The organism is Brachybacterium sp. 107, assembly GCF_052379725.1.
Taxonomy (GTDB): domain Bacteria; phylum Actinomycetota; class Actinomycetes; order Actinomycetales; family Dermabacteraceae; genus Brachybacterium.
The window spans coordinates 118,548-139,050 of record NZ_JBQSYW010000003.1 but is presented as its reverse complement, the minus strand read 5'-3'; the positions used below and the strand labels follow the sequence as shown (position 1 = coordinate 139,050).

The following is a 20,503-nucleotide window of genomic DNA, read 5'->3' as shown; positions in this document are numbered from 1 at the left end:
CGCAGCGCGCACTGGCGTCGCTGCTGCGCGCGGCGGGTGCGGACGGTGGCAACCGGTGGCGCACCGCTGACGCCCCGTCGGCCTGCTCGTATGCTGGTCCGACGCCGCGCGCTCACGCCTCGGTGCTCGACGGAGCGCAGGCGACCCATCCGAACCGCAGGAGACAGCCATGCCTCGCTTCAACATTTCCGCCGACGACGCCCAGGGCCCCCTGGTCGTCGGGATCGACATCGGCTCCGGCGGCACCCGCGCCGCCGTGTACGACGTCAGCGGACGCGAGGTCGGCACGCGCCACCACAAGGAGGCGCACTCCTTCACCGTCGCCGACGACGGCACCAGCACGATCGACGCCGACCAGGTCGTCCAGGAGATCCGCGACGCGCTGGCCGTGGTGCTCGACGGCGACCTGCCCGGCGAGGTGCGCGGCATCGGCTTCGACACCTTCGCCTCCTCGCTGGTCGCGGTCGACTCCGCCGGCAACGCGATCACCCCGTGCATCACCTACGCGGACACCCGCTGCCACGCCCAGGTCGACGCCCTCGCCACGACGCTCGACGTCCAGGACCTGCACGAGCGCACCGGGGCCCGCCTCCACTCCTCGTACACCGCGCCCCGCCTGACCTGGCTGCGCGAGGCCCACCCCGAAGTGTTCGCCCGCACGAAGCGCTTCATGGCGCTCGGCGAGTACGTCGCGTTCAAGCTGCTGGGCACCCCGGCGCTCGGCACGGCGTCGGCCGCCTGGTCGGGCATGATCGACCGCCGCACCGGCGAGTACATCCCCGAGCTGCTCGAGGCCGTGGGCGTGGACCTGTCGATGATGGGCGAGGCGCTGGATCCCTCCGACGCCCTGCCGATCACCGGCACGCCGCTCGCGACCGAGATCCCCCAGCTCGAGAGCGCCGTTTGGCTGCCGGTGAACGGCGACGGTCTCGCCGCGAACCTCGGCATCGGCGCACTCGGCGCCGGCACCTGGGGGATCTCCACCGCCACCTCCGGCGCGATCCGTCAGCTCCTGGACACCGAGATCCCCACCCTCCCCAGCGGCCTGTGGGCCTACCGCTTCGACGCGCAGCGCACGCTCGTCGGCTCCGCGATGAGCGACTGCGGGCGCGTGCTGGACTGGGCGCGCAACGAGCTCGACATCCCCTTCGAGATCGGCGAGACCGACACGAAGTCCCTGTTCTCCGCCGCGCCGACAGCGGGAACCCCGCTGGTCGTCCCGTTCTTCTCGGGCGAGCGCGGCACCAAGTGGCGCGGCTCCTCGCGGGCCCTGTTCGCGAATGTGGGCGCCTCCACCACCGCCGAGGACATGCTGCGCGGCGCGATGGAGGGCGTGGCCCTGTCGTTCCTGCGCATCGCCGACCAGATGCGCGAGGCCGGCGGCGAGCCCGAGCGGATCGTGCTCTCCGGTGGCATGACCGAGGCGATCCCCGCCTGGCTGCACCTGCTCTCCGACGCGCTCGGAGCGCCCATCGACCACGTCGCGGTGTCCCGCTCCACCATGCGCGGCTCCGCCGTGATGGCCCTCGAGCAGGTCTCCCCCGACACGACGGTCGCCGAGGTGCCGGTGCTCCGCCGCGTCGAGCCCGTCGCCGCGCACACCGAGTACTACCGCGAGCGCCTCGAGCGCTTCGAGAAGCTCGCCGACCTCGCCTGAGGGGCGCGCCGCCTGTCAGGCCGGGGCTGAGGGGCGCGCCTCCTGGCAGGCCGGGCCTGGTGCGTCGAGCCTGCGTGGTGTGTCGGTGAGCGCTGCCTCACCGACACACCATGCGGGTTCGACGCCGCGCGACACGGGTCCACGGTCCACGGTCCACGGCCCACGGCCCACGGCCCACGGCCCACGGCCCACGGCCCACGACGCATCACGTCGTCGCGGGCTCCCCGTCGGCCGGTTCGTCGTCGTCCTGCTGGGTGAGGGGTCGGGCGATGGCTTCTAGGCCCTTGCCTTCGGCCGCAACGCCCAGGAACACCGCCACGATGCCGGCGGCGATCATCAGGCCGGCGCCGATGCTGAAGGCGATCGCGGTGTCGCGAGGTTCCCCGGTCTCGACCATCTTGGCGAACAGCAGCGGTCCGCTGATGCCGCCGGCCGCGGTGCCGATCGCGTAGAAGAACGCGATGGCCAGGGCCCGCGTCTCCATCGGGAACACCTCGGACACCGTGAGGTAGGCGGCGCTGGCGCCGGCGGACGCGAAGAACAGGGCTATCGCCCAGCAGAGCGTGAGCGTCACGGCGGTGAGCATCCCGGCGTAGAACAGCCAGGCGGTGATCAGCAGCAGCGCCCCGGAGAGCAGGTAGGTGCCGGCGATCATCGGGCGTCGGCCCCAGGTGTCGAACAGACGCGACAGCAGCACCGCCCCGAGGAAGTTTCCGGCGGCGATGGCGGCGTAGTAGTAGCCGGTGCTGCCTGAGGGGACGTCGTAGAACGACGAGAGGATCGTGGCGAACCCGAAGGTGATCGAGTTGTAGAGGAATGCCTGCCCGATGAACAACGAGAACCCGAGGGTGGAGCGCTTGGGGTACGTCTTGAACATCGTGCCGGCGATCTCGCCGAACCCGATCGCGTGACGCTGACGGATCCGCATCGACCCGCTGGGCGCGGCGAGCTCCGTGCCGGCGGCTCGGCGCACCTCGTCCTCGATGCCCGCGACGAGTCGTTCGGCCTCCTCCTCTCTGCCGTGGATCACGAGCCACCGGGGACTCTCCGGGACCGTGCGCCGCACGAGCAGGATCGCGAGCCCCAGCACGAGCCCGAGGGCGAAGGTCAGGCGCCAGCCGATGTCGGTCGGGAAGAGGGAGGTGTTCAGCGCGACGATGGAGAGCATCGACCCGCCGATCGCCCCGAGCCAGAACGAGCCGTTGATGATGATGTCCACGCGCCCGCGATGCGAGGCGGGGATCAGCTCGTCGACGGCGGAGTTGATGGCGGCGTATTCCCCGCCGATGCCGGCGCCGGTGAGGAAGCGCAGGATGAAGAACATCCAGGCGTCAGTGGCCAGGCCGGTGCCCGCGGTCGCAGCGAGGTACAGCACGAGGGTCAGCATGAACAGCTTCTTGCGACCCAGCCGGTCGGTGAGATAGCCGAAGAAGAGCGCACCGAGGCAGGCACCGAGCACGTACATCGCGGCGGCGGTGCCGGAGGCCTGCGCATCGGTGATGTCGATACCGCTTCCGGGTTCGGACAGGCGGGTGGTCACGTTGCCGACGATCGTGACCTCGAGGCCGTCGAGAATCCATACGGTCCCCAGACCGATGAGGATCTTCAGGTGCCATCGCGACCATGGCAACCGATCCAGCCGGGCGGGGATGTCGGTCGTGACCGTCTTCAGCTCGGTGCGCGCCATCAGGGCCTCCTGGTGGATGGCAGGACCAGGGTGGTCCCGCCGCCTGTGCGGTGAGGCTATGCCTGCCGGGAAGGACCGGCCAGGAATCCCGTTCGTTCGGCCGACGGATCGGGGACGAGCCGAGCAGACACACAGCTCACCAGCGGTTCCTGGAGGCTCCGGGCAGATCTGACCGACCGGTCGTCGGCGCGGGTGGTGCGGCCGACGGGACGCGTGGTGCGGCCGACGGGAAGGCCAGCGGCCCGGACGGCAGGACAGCGGGACGCCGGGACCGGCGCGTGCATCCTTTCGGAGGAACCTGCCGGGTTCATCCTTCGTGATCTGGCTGCGACCTGCACGGATATCTAGCGTTGAGGCATGCTCATCCCCGGGCATCGACCATGACGAGAGGCACTCCCGTGACCATCACTGACCGGCCCCCGGCCCCGATCCCCACCGTCCGCAGCGGTGGCGTCGGCCCGCTCGGCGCCATCCGGCGCCACCCCCTGCTGGCGTTCTTCCTCCTGGCCAACGGCATGAGCTGGCTGGCTTGGCTTCCGTACATCCTGTCGTTGAACGGACTCGGCGTCTGGGGCATCGAGTTCCCGGCGGTGCTGGGCAGCAGCCAGGTGCTGGGCGTGCTGCCCGGCGCGTATCTCGGCCCGATCGGATCTGCCCTGCTGGTCACCGCGATCGTCGACGGCCGGGCCGGCATGCGTCGCTGGGCCGGACGCCTGCTGCGCTGGAACGTGAACTGGCGCTGGTATGCCATCACCCTGCTCACGGTGCCGGCCGCGATGCTCATCGCCGGGCTCGTCTTCTCCGGCGGCGAGATCCACGCGCCGTCCACGATGGTGCTCCTCGCCTATGTTCCGGTGCTGCTGTTCCAGATGATCACCACCGGTCTCGCGGAGGAGCCGGGCTGGCGCGACTTCGCGCTGACCCGCATGCAGCGCACGATGGGTCCGCTGCGTTCGGCGGTCCTGCTCGGACCACTGTGGGGTCTGTGGCACCTGCCGCTGTTCCTCACCGAGTGGGGCGGCTGGCCGGATGCGAGCTGGACCCGACCGGTGGAGTTCCTCCTCTTCTGCTTCTCCTTCAACATCGTCATGAGCTGGGTCTTCAACCGCACCGGTAAGTCGTTGCCGCTGTCGATGCTGATGCATACGGGCGTGAACACCTTCGCGTCGGTGCTCGCGGTGGAGATGTTCCCGACCTTGGATGCGGAGTCCTCCCTGCTGTCGATGACCGCCGCGGCCGTGGTCGCCGCGATCGTGCTGCTGCTCGCCACCCGTGGGCGGCTCGGATATCCCAGCCCCGGGCTGAACCCCGTCGGGCGGGATCGCGGCGCCGCCGCACTAGGCTCTCGCCCATGACATCCGACGTCGGTGCCCCCAGGGCGGTCGCCTTCATGACCGCCCTGGTCACCTGGGTGGTGGCCATCGCCCTGCTGGTCGCCCTCCCCGCGGTCGCGGCGGCCGAGAGCGGTCCGTCGGCGGTCGTGAGCCCTCCGGGGTCGGCGTTGTGGTGGGCGATGGCTGGGACGGTCACCCTCCAGTGCGTGGCGCTGCTGTGGATCCGCACTGCGCCTCGAGCGATCCTGCTGGTCAGCGCCGCCCTCGCGCTCGCGCTGAGTGTGCCGGCCCCGGGCGTCGCCTACACCCTGTCGCACCTGCCGATCGTGGTGGCGGTGTTCCTGGCCGCACCGCTGCGTCCGTGGCGACAGGCGCGTCCGGCACTGCTGCTCGCTGCGCTCATGGTCGCGGCCGGGACGCTCCTGAACGCCCTGCGCGGCGGACTCAGCACCATGCCCGGAGCCCTCGGCGAAGCGCTCGTGCAGGGCATCGGCGTCGTAGGCATCACGGCTCTGGTGGCCCTGGCGCTGGCGTCGATCCGTGCGGCGCGTGAGGCGCAGCGCAAGGAGTCCGCGGCGCTCGACCGTGAGCGCGAGGCCCTGGGCCGGGAGCGGGATGCGCTGGGCCGCGAGCGCGAGGCGCTGACGCGCGCCGCAGCCTCCGAGGAGCGCGCGGCGATGGCCCGCGAGCTGCACGACATCGCCGCCCACCACCTCTCGGGGATCGCGGTCGTTGCGGCGGCCGCAGACCGTCAGATCGAGACGGATCCGCAGGCCGCGCACGAGTCGGTGCGTCAGGTGCGCAGCCAGACCCGCTCGGTGCTCGACGACATCCGCCGGGTGGTGGGCCTGCTGCGCGGCGGAGAACCGGCGGAGCGGTCCGTGACGACCCTGGCAACGGTCCCCGCGCTGGTCGAGGCCCGCGCCGACGCCGGCATGCCCGTGCGGCTCGAGCAGCACGTCCCGGCCGACGGTCGCGAGCTCGGGGGCGGCGTCGGCCCGCTGTCCCAGCTCGTCGCCTATCGGATGATCCAGGAGTCCCTGACCAACGCCGCCATGCACGCTCCCGGAGCGTCGTGCCTGGTCACCGTCGAGGATGCTGATCCGGCCGAGCTCGTGATCACCGTCCGGGACCACGGCTCGAGCGGGCCCGGCCCGGACGGGTCCGGCGCGAGCGGAACCGTCTCGACCGGCCCGGTTACGAGTGGCACCGTTCCGAACTGCCCGGTTCCGACCGGCGCCCCGCCCTCCGGGGCCGCGAACGCCGGAGGGTACGGGCTGACCGGGATGCGCGAGCGCGCCGACCTGATCGGCGCGCGACTGGAGCACGGCCCCACCGCCGACGGCGGCTGGTCGGTGCGCCTGAGCATCCCTCGAGACCGCGTCGGCACCTCGACCGCCTCTGGACCATCGAGCACGCCGGGGCCACCGAGCGCACCGGGACCACCGACCGTCACGGGTCGATCGACCGTCCCGACAGGGAGGGCACCCATCCGATGATCCGACTCCTGCTCGCCGATGACCAGCCGCTGGTGCGCGCCGGCCTTTCCGGCCTGCTCGGCACCGAGCCTGACCTCGAGGTGGTCGCCGCCGCGGCCGACGGTCGCGAGGCGGTGGATCTCGCGCGCGAGCTGCGCCCCGACGTGGCCTGCCTGGACATCCGCATGCCGGTCCTCGACGGCATCGAGGCCACCCGGGAGCTCACAGCGCTGGATCCCCCGATCCCGGTGCTCATCCTGACCACCTTCGACCTGGACGACTACGTGTTCGGGGCGCTGGAGGCGGGCGCCGCGGGGTTCCTCCTCAAGGACGCCGACCCCGAGGTGATCGTGCGCGCCGTGCACCAGGTAGCCGCTGGTCAAGGCACGCTGGACCAGGCCCTCACCCGGCGCATCCTCGCCGAGTTCGTGCAGCGCCGCAGCCTCCAGCCCGTCACCGTCCAGGGAGCCGACGGTCTGCTCACCACCCGCGAGCTGGAGATTCTCGGGCTGCTCGCTCAGGGCATGTCCAACGAGGAGATCGCCCATGAGCTGACCGTCGAGATCACCACCGTGAAGTCCCATGTGGCGCGGATGCTGCCCAAGCTCGGGGTGCGTTCGCGCCTGCAGGCCGTGGTGTGGGCCTACCAGAACCGCATCGTCGCGGTACCCGAGACCCCCGGTTCGGGTGGCAGGGCGGGCTGAGCGGGCTGAGCGGGCTGAGGGGAGAGATGGCACAGCGCCCGGTGATGCGGTCCGACGCGTCGGATAGCCCTCAGCTATCCGACCTACCAGACCGTGTCGGCAGGATGGACGGGACGGCACCGGCGGCCGCCACGATCGGCCCAGCGGCTCAGCGGCTCAGCGGCTCAGCGGCTCAGCGGGTCTGCGGGTCTGCGACTCAGCGGCCCAGGGGCGTGCGTCGGAGGAGCCGCACGACGGGCCCCACGAGGCACAGCAGGAACAGGGCGAAGTACCCGATCGCCGGCACCAGGATCGCCACGACCAGGGCGAGCGCGAACAGCCGGGCCATCGCCAGATCCACGAGGGTCCCGCGACGCAGCGTGTCCGGTGGGATCTCGTGCAGCTCCGGATGCCGGTGCAGGTAGGCGCGGGTGATCAGGGTGCCCACGGTCGCCGCCACCATGGTGCCGATGTACAGCGACTGCACCACGGGCTCCCCCTCCATCTGCCCGGACATCGCCGTGGCGACCGGCATCCAGACGATCGTGAGCATCCAGGCCACCGTGATCCACAGCAGGCGCGCGGTGACCCGCTCGACGTCGGCGAAGAGCTGATGGTGGCGGATCCAGAACATCGCGATGATCCAGAAGCTGAGCGCGAAGCTCACCATCTGGCCGCCGTGGTCGGCGAGCCAGTCCGCGGCGGTCAGCGATTCCGAGGCCGCCTCGCCCACGGACTCCATGAGCGGCAGGATCAGCAGAGTCATCGCGATCGTGACCACGGCATCGACGAAGGCCTTCGCCCGCTCTGCCGAGAACCAGGTGCGAGCTCCCGGTGACTCCGACGAAGGCACCTCCGCGCGGTGCGTGGCCGCTCGGTCTCCGGACGGCTGGTCGTTGCGCTGTTCCTCAAGCTGCTGCGTGTGCTGATCCTGGTGCTGCGACATCGATGCTCTCCTCACGGCGTCGCGTCGCACAGGCGAGCGGCGCTGCGCCATTCTGCCGCGCCCACGGTGCCGACGCGAGCACATTCACCGAGGTTCCTGCGAGGACCCAGACCATCGGTCGGTCTGCTCGCGACATTGGTCGGGGGCGCACCATGCCACGGGTGGATTCCCGTCGTGCTCAGCCGGAGCACTCTGGAGCCATGAACACCTCACGAACCCTCACCCCCACGAAGCAGACCTCCTCCTCGACCCTGATGACGTTCACCGCGATCGTCTTCATGATCGCCGCAGTCGTCTTCATGGTCACCGGGAACGTCGGCACTGGCGCCGCCTTCATCGCCATCGGCGCGGCCTTCATCGCGATCGGTCAGGGCAAGCCCACTCCCCGCAACAATCAGCCCGGGTCCTGACCGGCACCGGCACCGGCACTGGCACTGGCACTGGCACTGGCACTGGCACTGGCACTGGCACTGGCACTGGCACTGGCACTGGCACTGGCACCCAAGCTCAGCATCCCCGCACCCGCCGTCCCGATTACTACAGGGTTATGAGCACGTCTCTTCCACTTTTGGAACTGGCGTGCTCATAACCCTGTAGTAGCAAGAGGATTGCGAGTGGGAACGGGAGCCAGAGAGCCGGGACTGGGAACAGGGACAGGGACAGGGACAGGGGACAGCGAGTGGGAACGGGTGCTGGGAACGGGGGCGAGGACTGGGAGCTGGGCCAGGGAGCCGGACTGCGGGCACCGCCGTTCCACCGGAGGCCGCCGGCTCCACGGCTGCCACCGTCGACCCGCTCTTCGCACGCGGGAGAGATCTGACCGAGAGAGAGCTGACCGAGAAAGAGCAGACCGAGAAAGAGCTGACCGAGAGCGCTGACCGAGAGAGCGCTGACCACCGCTCACCTCCTCGTTCCTCCCCAGGGCCATCTCATCCACACAAGCCATGTCCGGTGCCCACGACGCTCCCGAAGAGCCCTAGCCTCCACGGCCATGACGCCCCGTTGGTCACCGAACCCCCACAGCCTGCATCGTCGTGCCGAGCTTCTGGAGTGGGGCGTCCATCCACGACGGCTCACGTCGGGAGAGTTTCACGAAGCGGTTCCCGGCTTCTTCACCCCGTCGGACGCCCCGGCGACTCTCGAGCTCGCTGCGCGCGTCCTCCAGCAGAAGGCGGTCCCGGGCGCGGTGATCAGCTACGCCTCGGCGGCGGAGATTCTGGGGCTGCCCCTTCCACGCAACCTGGAGTACGCGACGTCTCGGACCGTGCACTGCTCCGTCCCGGGCAGCCGCCGACGCCGCTCCGGGCATGGCGCGATCATGCACACCTCTCCCGAGGATCACGCGACCCTGCGCGTCCGGGGCGTGCGGCTGAGCGCCCCGGTACCCCTGCTCTGCGAACTCGCCGGGCTGCTCGACCCCACGCGGCTCGTCGCCTGCTGCGACCACCTCGTCGGCCCGAACTCCCGCGTGCGGCCGCACCTCTCACTGACGGAGCTCCGGGTGATGGCGAAGGACGCGCCTGCGAGGTACCGGATCAGCGCCGTGCGTGCTGCTGTGGAGGACGCGCGGGAGCGGGTCGAATCGCCCAAGGAGACCGAGACGAGGCTGTTGCTCCGGGACGCCGGCTTCGCCGAACCCGTGGTGAACCTGACCATCCGCGCCCCGGGAACCGGGGAGACCTTCCGCCTGGACCTGTCCTACCCCGAGCAGAAGCTCGCGATCGAGTACGACGGGTTCTGGCACAGCACCGACAAGAAGCGCCACCGCCAGGACCGACGGAAGGACGACGTGCTGCACGAGCTAGCATGGAACGTGGTCCGCGCGTCGGACGATGACCTGGAGGAGTCCGAGATGTTCATCGGCCGCGTCGCCCACCACGGAGCTCCCCGAGCCTGAACCGAGCCGGCTCCGCTCCACCCGGCCCCCGGTCCTCGGTCCCCAAGCACCAAGCACCAAGCACCAAGCACCAAGCACCAAGCACCAAGCACCAAGCACCAAGCCGAGACTCCTACCAAACAGTTATGTGCACGCCCTTTCCAATATTGGATGAGACGTGCACATAACTATGAAGTAGCCCCGCGGAGGTGCCCAGGTCCGGGTCCAGGCCCGGATCCAGGCCCAGGTCCAGGTCCAGGCCCGGATCCAGGTCTAGGCCCAGGGCACGCCAGCGTCAGGGGCGGGGCAGGCGGCGCTCCTCGGCGGCGACGGCGGCGACCAGGGGGTCACCGGCGGGCACGTCGAGCAGGGCGAGCAGAGCCGTGACCCGCTCGGTCGGATCCTCGATCGCCGCAGCGGTCGCGATCCCGTGGGCCTTCGGGTCCTTGACGTCCTCGCCGGCGCGCACGCGGTCGGTGACCCAGGCGGTCCAGGCGGCGACGGCCGCGACCTCGCCGGGGGCCTTGTCCGGGCCGCCGAGTTCGGCGATCACGGGCAGGGCGCGCACGGGGAGCTTGGCGGTGCCGTCGGCCGCGATGCGGATGAGGTTGTCCGCGAGGCGCGGGTTGCGGAAGCGCTCCTCGAGGGCGGCGGTGTAGGCGTCGAGGTCGGCGGCGGGGAGGTCCAGCGTGGCGCGGGCCTCGCTCCACAGCTGCTCGACCAGGGCGCGCACCTCGCGGTGGCCGATGGCCTCGTCCACACGCTCCACGCCGGCGACCTGCCCGGCGTAGGCCATGAGGGTGTGGGCGCCGTTGAGCAGGCGCAGCTTGCGCAGCTCGTGCAGCTCGATGTCGTCGGTGAACTGCACGCCGGCCTTCTCCCAGGCGGGGCGACGGCCGCGGAAGCGGTCCTCGACGACCCACTCGGTGAAGGGCTCGGTGACGACGGGGACGGTGTCGGCCAGGCCGGTGCGCTCCTGCACGAGCGCGGCGGCGCCCTCGTCGGCCGACGGGGTGATCCGGTCGACCATGGTGGAGATGACGTCGACGTGGTCCGGGAACCAGGCGCGGGTGTCCTCGTCGGCCGCGGCGAGCACGGCCTCGCGCAGCACGTCGCCGTTGCCGGTGAGGTTGTCGCAGGAGACCAGGGCGATGGGCTCGGTGACCCCGGCCTCGCGGCGGGCCTTCAGGCCCAGCGCCAGGCGGGCGGGGGCCGAGGTCGCGGGGTCGTTGCCGGCGCTGTAGCCCTTCTCGGTGATGGTCAGGGTGACCACGGCGGTGAAGGGGTCGGCGACCAGGCGCACCAGGGCGTCGACGTCGTCGGCCGGGTAGACCTCGTCGATGACGTCGATGATGCTGACCTCATCGTCCTCGGCGCCGCGCACGATCAGGCCGTACTGACCCTTCTGGGCGTTCAGGGCGTCGGCCATCGCCGCGGTGCGGCCGGTGAAGGCGCTGACGGACCAGCCGCCGGCGCGCTGGGTGTCGACCAGGGTGTGGGCGCGGGCGAAGTTGCCGATGCCGAGGTGGACGAGGCGGCCCTCGTCGGACGGGCTGGGGGTGGTCATCAGTTGTTCTCCTCGTGCGCGGCGCCGAGGCGGAAGACCTCACGCGGCTGCTGATCGGGCAGGATGGCGGCGAGCTCCTGGGCGTCCTCGAGACGCATGCGGTGCTCGGCGACCAGGCCCGCCAGGTGGGTGGCGTCCATACGGCGGGACATGTCGTGACGGGCCGGGATCGAGCAGAACGCCCGGGTGTCGTCGATGAAACCGCTCGTCCGGCTGTAGCCGATGGTCTCGGAGACGGCGCGGCGGTAGCGCAGGATCGCGTCGGGCGCATCGATGAACCACCAGGGTGCACCGGCGAACACGGAGGGGTACACGCCGGCCAGCGGGGCGATCTCGCGCGAGAACACGGTCTCGTCGATCGTGAACAGCACGGTGCGGAAGTTCGGGTCGTGGCCCACGTCGTTGAGCATCGGCGCGATGTGGTGCACGAAGTCGACGGCGACGGGGATGTCGAAGCCGACGTCGGGGCCGAACTTCTTGAACATCGCCGAGCTGTGGTTGCGGTACACGGCGGGGTGGATGGTCATCACGAGGCCGTCCTCGGCCGCGAGGCGCGCCTGGTCGGCGAGCAGATGACGGCGCAGCGCGGTGGCCTCCCCGGAACGGATTGTCCCCGCACGGGCGGCGGAGTACAGGCGGCGGGCGTCCTCGACGCTCAGGCGCGCGGTGCCCGGGTCGATGTGGGCGTGGTCCGAGGAGACGGCGCCGTGGTCGCGGAAGTAGAGACGGCGGGCGCGCATCGCCTCGTGGTAGCCCTCGTAGGTGTCGACGTCGACCCCGGCGGCCTCGCCGAGCGCGTCGGTGAGCACGGGGAAGTCGGCGCGGCCGGCCTCGAGGTACTTGTCCGGGCGGAAGGTGGGGATCACGCGACCGGTGAAGGCGTCATCGGCGGCGAGCGCGGCGTGGGGGGCGAGGTCGTCGACCGGGTCGTCGGTGGTGGCCATGACCTGGATCTTGAACTGGTCGAAGAGCGCACGCGGCCGGAACTCGGGCTGCGCGAGCTTCTCGACGAGCTCGTCGTACATCGCGTCGGCGGTGCGCGGGTTCAGCACGGTCTTCAGGCCGAAGACCTCGGAGAACTCGTGCTCCATCCAGTAGCGCGAGGGGGTGCCGGCGTAGGCGTGCCAGTGCTCGGCGAGCAGGCGCCACGCCTTCCGGGAGTCCTTCTCGTCCAGCGGGCCGCGGCCCACGCCGAGGTCCGCGAGGTCCACGCCGCGGGCGTGCAGCAGCCGGTTCACGTAGTGATCAGGGGTGATGAACAGCGAGGTCGGGTCGCGGAACGGCTCGTCGTCGAGCAGCAGGCGGGGATCGACGTGGCCATGCGGCGAGACGATCGGCTGATCCTTCATCTCGGTATAGAGCCCACGCGCGATGTCCCGCACGGCGGGGTCGGAGGGAAGCAGGCGATCGGGGTGCGGCACAAAGGCGTCGTTGCTCATGCCCTCATGATGGCGCGACGGGGCGCGGGCCGCCGACGGGTTGTCACGGGTTGCCGATCCTGACAGCGGCCGACGGGCCGAATCGGCAGGTCACAGCCTCAGCGCTTCTCACGTGGGCCGGTCGTGCCACGCGGCACGAGGCGCACCGGGAGCGAACCCTCGACCGGGGTGCGATGGGCCGACGGGTTCTCGATGCGGCGCACGAGCCGTTCGACGGCGGCGCGGCCCTGGGCGCGCTTCGGGGTGACCACGGTGGTGAGGCCGCCGCCGATGAACCGCGACAGGGGGATGTCGTCGTGCCCCATGACGGACAGCTCGGAGGGCACCCGCACGCCGGCGCGCAGGGCGGAGACCAGGAAGCCGAAGGCGACCAGGTCGTTGTAGCAGATCACGGCGTGGGGCAGGGAGTCGCGCAGCTCCTCGAAGGCCTGCTCGCCGCCGGCGGTGGTGGGGGCGAAGGGGCCGTGGCGCTGGACGGCGAGGCCGTGGGTGCGGGCCGCCGAGCGGGCGGCGCGCCACCGTTCGCCGTCGGACCACGAGTTCACGGGGCCCGCGACGTAGGTGACGGTGTGGATGCCGTTCTCGGCGAGGTGCGCCATGGCCTGCTGCATCCCGTGCTCGTAGTCGGGGGTCACGGAGTCCAGGCCGGCGACGCGGCGGTTCAGGACCACCAGCGGGATGCGCTTGGTGAGGTGGTTCAGGGTCGCGTCCGACAGCCGCGTCCCGGACAGCACGAGGCCGTCGACCACGCTGATCGCGCTCTCGAGGCTGGAGCGTTCGCGCACCTCGTCCTCGACGGTGTCGAGCAGGAGGAGCAGGAAGTCCTGCTCATGGGCGGATTCCTGCATGCCGGAGACCAGCTCGGCGAAGTAGGGGTTGGTGAGGTCGGCGATCTCGATGCCCAGACGATGGTGGCGCTGCCCGCGCTCCTGGGAGTCCGGGGCGGCGGTGCGGTAGTCGAGCTCCTTGGCGGCGGCCATCACCTTCGCGTGGGTGGAGGCGCTGACGCGGCCGGGCCGGGAGAAGGCGCGGGACACGGTCGACGGGGCGACCCCTGCCGTCTTCGCGACGTCGTAGATGGTCACACGCTTGTCTGCCACCTGGCCGGCTCCGTCCCCGCCTGCTCGGCGCTGCCTGTCGATGGGGCGCCCCCTCCGTGCCGGTCATGCGCCGGCAGGGTCGTCCGCGCCCCCTCTCTGAGGGACGATCCTACCCCGGGGCGTGGGGCAACCGGCGGCAACCCTGCCGGTCCTGGACGCGCCGCGGCGAGGGAGCGGTATCAGCCCACGGGCGCTGCGCCGCGCAGCCGGGCGGGGCCCACGACCATCACGGTCAGCGGGATGAGCACCACGATCGCCAGCGCGGACAGCGTTGCGAAGCTGGTCGCGACCAGCAGCGGACCGGCCAGGAAGGCTGCGGTCGCCCCGCAGAGGTTCGCGAGGGCATCGACGCCGCCCTGGGCGGAGGCCCGCACCGTCGGCGGGACGACGGTGCTGAACAGGGCGGAGGCGGAGACGTTCACGAACGACCAGCCCAGGCCCAGCAGGATCAGGGAGGCGATCACCCACCCCGTCGCGTCGGGCCGCAGGATCCCGATCAGCAGCGAGACCAGCAGCACGAGGATCCCCACCACGATCGTGAAGCGCACGCCGCGCCGGTCGGCGAGGAGGCCCACCAGCGGGGCGAGGGCGAACATGCCCACCACGTGGAGGCTGATGGTCAGGCCGATCACCGCGATCGAGTCGCCGTGCCCGGCCAGGTGCACCGGGGTCATGGTCATCACCGAGACCATGACGATCTGCGCGGTCAGCAGCGCCACCACGGCGAAGCGGGCGGGGGCGTTGGTGCGCAGCTCGGCGAGCATGAGGCGGGTGCGGCCGGCGCGGGGGCGACCTGCGCGGGGGCGGTCAGCGCGGGAACGACCGGTGCCCGGGCGACCGGTGCGGGGGCCGACGCCGCGCGCCATGGCGACGGCCTGCGGGTCCGGGGCGTCGGCCTCGAGCAGGAGCAGAGGGTCCGGTCGCAGGCGCACCACCACGACGAGGCCGGCTGCTGCCAGCGCCACCGCGGCGATCAGGAAGGACGCGGCGTAGACGTTCAGCCCGATGCGGTCCCCGATCCACTGCCCGGGGATGCCGAGGTTCGGGCCGAGGACGGAGCCCAGCATCCCGACCCACACCACCATCGACAGGGCGCGGGCACGCTGGGCGGGGGCGGCGAGGTCGGTGGCGGCGAAGCGCGCCTGCAGGCTCACCGCGCTGCCGGCGCCGATCAGCAGCAGACCCACGAACAGCGGGACGACCAGGCTCGCCTGGGCGGCGACCACGAGCAGGGCGCCACCGGCGGCGGCGGTCCACCAGCCGGTGGCCAGGGCGATCCGTCGTCCGTACCGGGCGGCCAGATTCCCCAGCGGGAGGCCGAGGAGGGCGGCACCGAGGGTGCTGGCCGTGCGGGCCAGGCCTGCCCAGGCCTCGTTCTGGGTGACCTCGCCGGCCAGGAGCACCCCGATGGACGGGGCGACTCCGACCCCGATGGTGCCGATGACCTGCATGAGGATCAGGGTGTGCAGGGTGCGGCGCTGGATCGCGGCGCGGTCCCGGATCGCGGCGCGCTGCGGACCGCCGTCGGCCCCAGGGGTGATCGCGAGGTCACCTGGCGCAGCCCCGGCGAGGTCACCTGGCGCAGCCCCGGCGATGTCACCTTGCGCCGACCGGGCGGCGTCGCCGACGACGTCGCCGTCGACCGCTGCGGGATCAGCGGCGCGGGTGCGGGGTCTGTGCGGCACGGGGCTCCTCGGTGGGGCCGCGTCTCGGCCCGTCATCGGCGTTGAGCCTATCGAGCGCCGGCTGGTCGAGCACCGGCCGTCCGGGCAACCGGTCAGTCGCGCAGGCCGTACTCCTCATCGAGTGTGGTCGTCACGAGGTACCGGGTGTCCTCGACGTACACCGAGGTCGCGGCGTCCGCGGAGAAGAGCTCGGGGACGGCGAGCGGCCCGGTGAGGTCAGCATCGTAGGGCTGGACCATGAGCCCCTGGGAGGTGTCCAGCACCACGAGCGTGCCCTCCTCGGGGCGCTGGGCGTAGGCGAGGCGCTCCCCGGCGGTGAGGAACACGAGCTGCTCGGGGTCCTCGTGCCGCCAGGTCTCCTCGCCGTCCTCGTCGAGGCCTCGGACGGTGCTGCCCGCGGCGACCACGGTGACGTCCAGGCCGTGGTCGTAGGCGGCGGCCCGGACGCCCTCGGCGAGGACGCTCCCGTCGGCGATGTCCAGGAGGATCCCGACGCCCTCCTCGCCGACGAGGACCGCCTGCCCCGTGGACTCGTCGATCGCTCCGGCGATGCGGGCGGCCGACGGGGCCACGCCGTCCGGGAGGGGGACGCGCCAGAGGCCGGCGACCACGTCGGTCCCGGCGGTGCGGAGCACGACGCCGGCGTGCTCGGCGAGGATCCGGCCGTCGTCGAGGTCCCTCTCCGTGAACAGCACCTCACCGGTGTCCGCGGACAGCACGATGCGCGGGCCAGCGTCCGCCGAGCCCGCGTCGGCAGTGTCGGTGGTGGCGGCGGTGTCGGCGGCGGCGTAGACCAGCCCGGGGGCCGCCCGCGGGCCGGGCACGGAGACCGGTCCCCAGAGCGTCTCCGCGGTGCGCAGGTCGTAGCCGGTCGCCGTTCTCTCGGCGTCTCCCTCGATCGGCGGCGCGTCCGTCGAGCCCCCGCCGTCCGAGGCAGCCCCGTCGGCGGTCCCGTCGGCCGTCCCGTCGGCAGTCCCGTCGGCCGTCCCGTCGGCCGCTGCGCCCGGCGGTGTCGTGTCGGTGAGCACTGCGACGGCCCGACCCCCGGCGTCCCGGGACAGGGCGAAGTCCGTGCAGCTCAGCGGCCGCTGCGCGGACCACAGTGCGGTGCCGTCCTGATCGACGGCGGTGTACCGGAGGCGGTCCCCGCTGCTGTCATAGCCGAGGAAGATCCCGTCCATGACCTGGGGTGTCGCGGTCCAGCCGGGATCCACCACGATCATCACGGTCATCTCGAGCGGCAGACGCAGGGTGGTGGGGTCGACGACATCCGCGCTCTCCCCGATCAGGGTCGGAGCGGGATCGACGGCGAGGTCCGGCCGGATGGAGGGCTCGGGCTCCGACGGGCCGGGGGGCTCGGCATCGCAGGCGCTGAGCGTGAGCGCACCGAGCGGGAGCGCCAGGAGGAGGCTGCGGCGTCTCATCGTCGGCCTCCGGGTCCCGGCCGACGCGCCTCGGTAGCGCCACGGGAGCCCTCAGAAGTCTCGGAGCCCTGAGAGGTCTCGGAAGCCAGGGAGGCCTCAGAGCCCTGAGGGGTCTGGGAGCGCGGGGAGGCGGGGCGGCGTCGGCGGCGGTCGCTCCACCACCACAGCGACAGGGCGAGCGCACCGAGAGCGAGGATGACGGCGATCTGGATCCCGGTGTCGGACAGCACGGCGGCGTTCGCCTGCCACTGGGCGAGTACCCGGGTGGGCACCAGTGACGGCATCGTGACCAGGCCGTTCGTGGCCCAGAACAGGATCCCGAGGGCGATGATCACGATGCCGGTAACCAGGGCCGTGGTGTGCAGGGGGCGGCCCAGCACGGTGAGGGTCCGGCCCCGCAGCATCGTCAGCGTCCGGGGGCTGAGGCGGTCCCACAGCGCGGCGAGCACGAGCAGCGGGACGACCATGCCGGCGCCGTAGACGGCCAGCAGCACACCGGCGCGAACCACGCTCCCCTGCCCCGCGGCCAGGGTGAGCACGGCTCCGAGGATCGGGCCCGCGCAGAACCCTGCCACGCCGCCGACGGCGCCCAGCAGGAACGTGCGCGGCAGGCCGACGCCCCGGGAGGACGCCTGCTGGGCGCGCCGCATGCCCGGGACGAGGCGCCCGAGGTCGACACCGATCCCGAGGGCGTGCATCACTCCGAGCACGATCAGCACGAGCGAGGTCACGGTGACCAGCGTCGAACGGTGGTCCACGAGCAGGGAGCCCAGAGCGCCCGCGCCGATGCCGAGTGGGACCAGGGTGAGCACGAGCCCCAGGTAGAACACGGCGCCGTGCACGGCGAGCCCGGCGCGGGTGGTCACGGTCGAGGCGAAGAATCCGGGCAGCAGCAGGGCGCCGCACGGGCTGAGCAGGGCGAGAGCGCCGCCGAGGAACGCCGTGAGCAGGCCGATCTCCATGTCAGAACTCCTCCCCCGCGAGAGCGTCGTCGATGTGGTCAGTGAACACCTCGGTGGGCTGCGCTCCGACGCTCGGCGTCCCGGCCAGGACGAACGACGGGGTCGTCATGGCGCCCAGCTCGATGCCGCTCCGGGCATTGTCCGAGATAATCCGCGCGACCTCCTCGGAGTGCAGATCCTCCGTGAACTGCTCGACGTCCAGGCCCAGCTGCTCGGCGAGCTCGATCAGCGACTTCTCGCTGAGCTGCGCGGAGGAACGGATCTCGCCCCCGTCGAACAGCGCCTGCTGGTACTCGCCGTGCTTGCCCTGCCGGGCCGCGGCCAGGGCCGCACGTGCCGCCCGCGTGGAATCCTCCCCGTAGACGTTCACGTCGCGCCATTCGATGCGCAGCTCCCCGCGCTCGACGTACTCCTGCAGGGCGGGCAGGGTCTCGTCGGTCCACTGGGCGCAGTACGGACACTGGTAGTCGGTGAAGACGACGAGGGCCACGGGGGCATCGACCGGGCCGTCGGCCAGCAGATCCTCCGGGTCGCGGGTCTCGGCGCTGCTGAGGTCCGGCTGGGCGACCTCGGAGGGCTGCGGGAGGTCCGCGGCGACAGGGGCCGTCTCCGTCGCGCTCCGGGGATCGCTGCTGTCGTCCTCGGTGCCCGGCCGGAGCCAGAGGACGGCCGCGATGAGCAGCGCCGTCACGAGCAGGATCGTCATCGGGACGAGGAGGCGTCGCCGCGGCGGAGCCTGCCGGCCCGCTTCAGGGTCCGGTGTCTGCGCTCCGGTCACGTCGCCTCCTCTCCTGCGTGATCACGCTCATCCGGCGCCTGCCGACGGGCGGGCCGGTCACGCGGCCACTGTGCCAGATCCACGTGGTCCCCGGGACCTCGGGCCTGCCGCGTCAGTGCGCCCCGCCGTCAGTGCGCACCGCCGAGCTCGATGAGCAGCACGCCGGCCACGATCAGTCCCATCCCACCCATCATCACCGGCGTGAGGGCCTCCCGGAACAGCAGCCGGGAGAGCAGAGCGGTCAGCACGATGCCGGCCGCGGCCCACACTCCGTAGGCCACCCCGAGGGGCATGCCCGCCTGCAGCGATCCGGACAGCAGCGCGAAGGCGAAGGTGTAGCCGACGATGACCAGGGCGTACCAGGACCGTCGGCCGCCCGAGGCCACTCGCAGCGCGAGCGTCGAGACCACTTCGCTCACGACCGCGCCGCCGAGCAGGAGCCAGCTCATGCGCCCTCCGCCCGTCGCTCGAGCGTCGCGCCGCGTGCCCGATGCGAGCCGATCTCGACGACCGCGACGCCCGCCGCGATCAGCACGACGCCGCTGGCCTTCATCAGCGTGAACGCCTCGCCGAACAGCAGCGCGGAGAGGATCGCCGTGAGCACCACGCCGCATGCGGCCCAGATCCCGTAGGCGACCCCCAGGGGCATCCCCCGGCGCAGCACCAGCGCGAGGAACGCGAACGACAGTCCGTAGCCGAGCACGACCACTCCGTACAGCGCGGGCTGGTCGAGGGCCCCGCGCAGCGATAGCGTCGCGGACACCTCGCTGAGGATCGCGCCGACCAGCAGCAGCCAGGCGGTCATGCGTCACCTCCGAGCAGATCCTGAGCGATGGCGTTCAGGGCATCGGCCTCTGCGGCGGTGGTCTCGAGCAGTCCGCTGGCACGGTCGAACCAGAGCCCGTCGGCCATGAGGCGCACGGCGAGCAGCCGGCGCCGACGGCCAGAAGGCGTTCCCGCGGGAACGTCGAGCCAGCGATCCAGCTGATCCCGCCAGCGCTCGGTGAGCGCGACCCGCAGTTTGGGATCGGCGAAGATCACGAGGTCGGCGGGGCCGAGCGGGGCCTGGCAGGCCCAGTCGAGGTAGGCCAGGAAACGCTGCGAGGCGGTCGCCTCGGCGATGACCCGGCCCGCGGGAACGCTGCTCGCGGGCGCAGCTCCAGCTCCAGCTCCAGCTCCAGCTCCAGTCTTCTCGGCCGACACCGTCCCCGTCAGCGCCGACACCGCGTCCGCCATCTCCCGCTCGTAGCGGTCCGCGAGGCGGTCGAGGATGGCCGTGAGCAGCTGTTCCTTCGTGGCGAAGTGGTACATGAGCCCAGGCTTGGTGACCCCGGCCGCGCGGGCGGCGGAGTCCAGACTCAGCGTGCCGTCCGCCCCCAGGTGCGCCTCGACGGCATCGAGCATCGCCTCGCGGGCGGACGGACGATGCGCGGGGCGGGTGGACGCGGAGCGGGCAGTGGGCACCCCGGAAGCAGTGGAGCGAAAGCTGGGCATGCTCGTTACTTTACCAACCAGTCAGACAAGTAATGCAAGTCATCGGACTGCACCGGGAGGACGCGGTCACGACCGGAAGTCCGCGCGTGGTACTGCAGCGGTACCGTTGCGGCTATGGCGATGACGCTGCATCTGACCGACGCTGACGAGAAGATTCTGGCGGAGCTGGCCGAGAAGGATGGGGTGAGCCACCAGGAGGCAGCCGTTCGCGCCATCCGCGAGGTCGCAGCCCGACACGGACACCAGCAGCAGGTCAGCGAGCTGTCTGCCACGGGACGCACCCGGTATGCGGATCTTCTCGATCGACTCGGCCAGTGACAGTCTTCCTCACCACGACTACGCCAAGGCCTACGATCTCGTGATCGCCGTGGCAACCGGCTCCACCGCGGCGGA

Annotated in this window: 19 protein-coding genes; 7 read left to right on the top strand and 12 right to left on the bottom strand. The window is 71.7% G+C overall.

The window, feature by feature from the left end; genetic code table 11:
* Positions 1–169: 169 nt before the first annotated feature.
* Positions 170–1,657 (top strand): gluconokinase, encoded by a 1,488-nt coding sequence (locus tag ACT3UL_RS05465; RefSeq protein ID WP_444577130.1) that lies wholly within the window; start codon positions 170–172, stop codon positions 1,655–1,657.
* A 205-nt stretch (positions 1,658–1,862) separates the two neighbouring features.
* Here the strand turns inward: ACT3UL_RS05465 and ACT3UL_RS05460 are convergent, their stop codons facing one another.
* Positions 1,863–3,344, bottom strand: a complete 1,482-nt coding sequence (locus ACT3UL_RS05460) for an MFS transporter (protein ID WP_444577129.1) — start codon at positions 3,342–3,344, stop codon at positions 1,863–1,865.
* Between the two features lie 398 nt (positions 3,345–3,742).
* Between ACT3UL_RS05460 and ACT3UL_RS05455 the strand changes: the two genes are divergently transcribed.
* The 3 genes from ACT3UL_RS05455 to ACT3UL_RS05445 are packed head-to-tail and all read left to right on the top strand — an operon-like array spanning position 3,743 to position 6,860.
* The gene (locus ACT3UL_RS05455) at positions 3,743–4,699 is read left to right on the top strand and encodes a CPBP family glutamic-type intramembrane protease (RefSeq protein WP_444577128.1); all 957 of its coding nucleotides are present in this window, start codon (positions 3,743–3,745) and stop codon (positions 4,697–4,699) included.
* On the top strand, positions 4,696–6,177 hold the full coding sequence (locus ACT3UL_RS05450; protein ID WP_444577127.1) for a sensor histidine kinase: 1,482 nt from the start codon (positions 4,696–4,698) through the stop codon (positions 6,175–6,177). Before ACT3UL_RS05455 ends, ACT3UL_RS05450 begins: the two co-directional genes overlap by 4 nt.
* Positions 6,174–6,860, top strand: coding sequence for a response regulator (locus ACT3UL_RS05445; RefSeq protein ID WP_444577126.1), 687 nt, complete (start codon positions 6,174–6,176; stop codon positions 6,858–6,860). Before ACT3UL_RS05450 ends, ACT3UL_RS05445 begins: the two co-directional genes overlap by 4 nt.
* Positions 6,861–7,056: 196 nt before the next feature.
* Here the strand turns inward: ACT3UL_RS05445 and ACT3UL_RS05440 are convergent, their stop codons facing one another.
* Entirely contained in the window at positions 7,057–7,785 is a 729-nt protein-coding gene (locus tag ACT3UL_RS05440; protein WP_444577125.1) for a TMEM175 family protein, read from the bottom strand.
* A gap of 200 nt (positions 7,786–7,985) precedes the next feature.
* Here ACT3UL_RS05440 and ACT3UL_RS05435 point away from each other — a divergent pair, with 200 nt between their 5' ends.
* Positions 7,986–8,195, top strand: coding sequence for a hypothetical protein (locus ACT3UL_RS05435; RefSeq protein WP_444577124.1), 210 nt, complete (start codon positions 7,986–7,988; stop codon positions 8,193–8,195).
* 581 nt (positions 8,196–8,776) lie between these two features.
* Positions 8,777–9,682 carry a DUF559 domain-containing protein gene (locus tag ACT3UL_RS05430; RefSeq protein ID WP_444577123.1) on the top strand — a complete coding sequence of 302 codons (906 nt, stop codon included), beginning with the start codon at positions 8,777–8,779 and terminating at the stop codon, positions 9,680–9,682.
* A gap of 274 nt (positions 9,683–9,956) precedes the next feature.
* Here the strand turns inward: ACT3UL_RS05430 and ACT3UL_RS05425 are convergent, their stop codons facing one another.
* The 10 genes from ACT3UL_RS05425 to ACT3UL_RS05380 form a co-directional block, all read right to left on the bottom strand.
* A complete protein-coding gene (locus tag ACT3UL_RS05425) occupies positions 9,957–11,228 on the bottom strand; it encodes a mannitol dehydrogenase family protein (RefSeq protein WP_444577122.1) in 1,272 nt (423 codons plus the stop codon).
* Entirely contained in the window at positions 11,228–12,667 is a 1,440-nt protein-coding gene (gene uxaC, locus ACT3UL_RS05420; protein WP_444577121.1) for a glucuronate isomerase, read from the bottom strand. The genes ACT3UL_RS05425 and uxaC overlap by 1 nt, the downstream gene beginning before the upstream one ends.
* 98 nt (positions 12,668–12,765) lie before the next feature.
* The gene (locus ACT3UL_RS05415) at positions 12,766–13,767 is read right to left on the bottom strand and encodes a LacI family DNA-binding transcriptional regulator (protein WP_443351627.1); all 1,002 of its coding nucleotides are present in this window, start codon (positions 13,765–13,767) and stop codon (positions 12,766–12,768) included.
* 179 nt (positions 13,768–13,946) lie between these two features.
* The gene (locus ACT3UL_RS05410) at positions 13,947–15,452 is read right to left on the bottom strand and encodes an MFS transporter (RefSeq protein WP_444577120.1); all 1,506 of its coding nucleotides are present in this window, start codon (positions 15,450–15,452) and stop codon (positions 13,947–13,949) included.
* A gap of 92 nt (positions 15,453–15,544) precedes the next feature.
* The gene (locus tag ACT3UL_RS05405) at positions 15,545–16,876 is read right to left on the bottom strand and encodes a hypothetical protein (protein WP_444577119.1); all 1,332 of its coding nucleotides are present in this window, start codon (positions 16,874–16,876) and stop codon (positions 15,545–15,547) included.
* A complete protein-coding gene (locus tag ACT3UL_RS05400; RefSeq protein WP_444577118.1) occupies positions 16,873–17,838 on the bottom strand; it encodes a cytochrome c biogenesis CcdA family protein in 966 nt (321 codons plus the stop codon). Before ACT3UL_RS05400 ends, ACT3UL_RS05405 begins: the two co-directional genes overlap by 4 nt.
* A 1-nt stretch (position 17,839) precedes the next feature.
* Positions 17,840–18,616, bottom strand: a complete 777-nt coding sequence (locus ACT3UL_RS05395; RefSeq protein WP_444577117.1) for a DsbA family protein — start codon at positions 18,614–18,616, stop codon at positions 17,840–17,842.
* A 128-nt stretch (positions 18,617–18,744) separates the two neighbouring features.
* A complete protein-coding gene (locus tag ACT3UL_RS05390; RefSeq protein ID WP_444577116.1) occupies positions 18,745–19,065 on the bottom strand; it encodes a DMT family transporter in 321 nt (106 codons plus the stop codon).
* A complete protein-coding gene (locus tag ACT3UL_RS05385; RefSeq protein WP_444577115.1) occupies positions 19,062–19,421 on the bottom strand; it encodes a DMT family transporter in 360 nt (119 codons plus the stop codon). The genes ACT3UL_RS05390 and ACT3UL_RS05385 overlap by 4 nt, the downstream gene beginning before the upstream one ends.
* Positions 19,418–20,110, bottom strand: a complete 693-nt coding sequence (locus ACT3UL_RS05380) for a TetR/AcrR family transcriptional regulator (RefSeq protein WP_444577114.1) — start codon at positions 20,108–20,110, stop codon at positions 19,418–19,420. The genes ACT3UL_RS05385 and ACT3UL_RS05380 overlap by 4 nt, the downstream gene beginning before the upstream one ends.
* Before the next feature lie 114 nt (positions 20,111–20,224).
* On the opposite strand from ACT3UL_RS05380, the gene ACT3UL_RS05375 reads away from it, so the two are divergent.
* Positions 20,225–20,428: a CopG family transcriptional regulator gene (locus ACT3UL_RS05375; RefSeq protein WP_193119583.1), complete on the top strand. Its 204-nt coding sequence runs from the start codon at positions 20,225–20,227 to the stop codon at positions 20,426–20,428.
* The last annotated feature ends 75 nt before the right edge of the window (positions 20,429–20,503 follow it).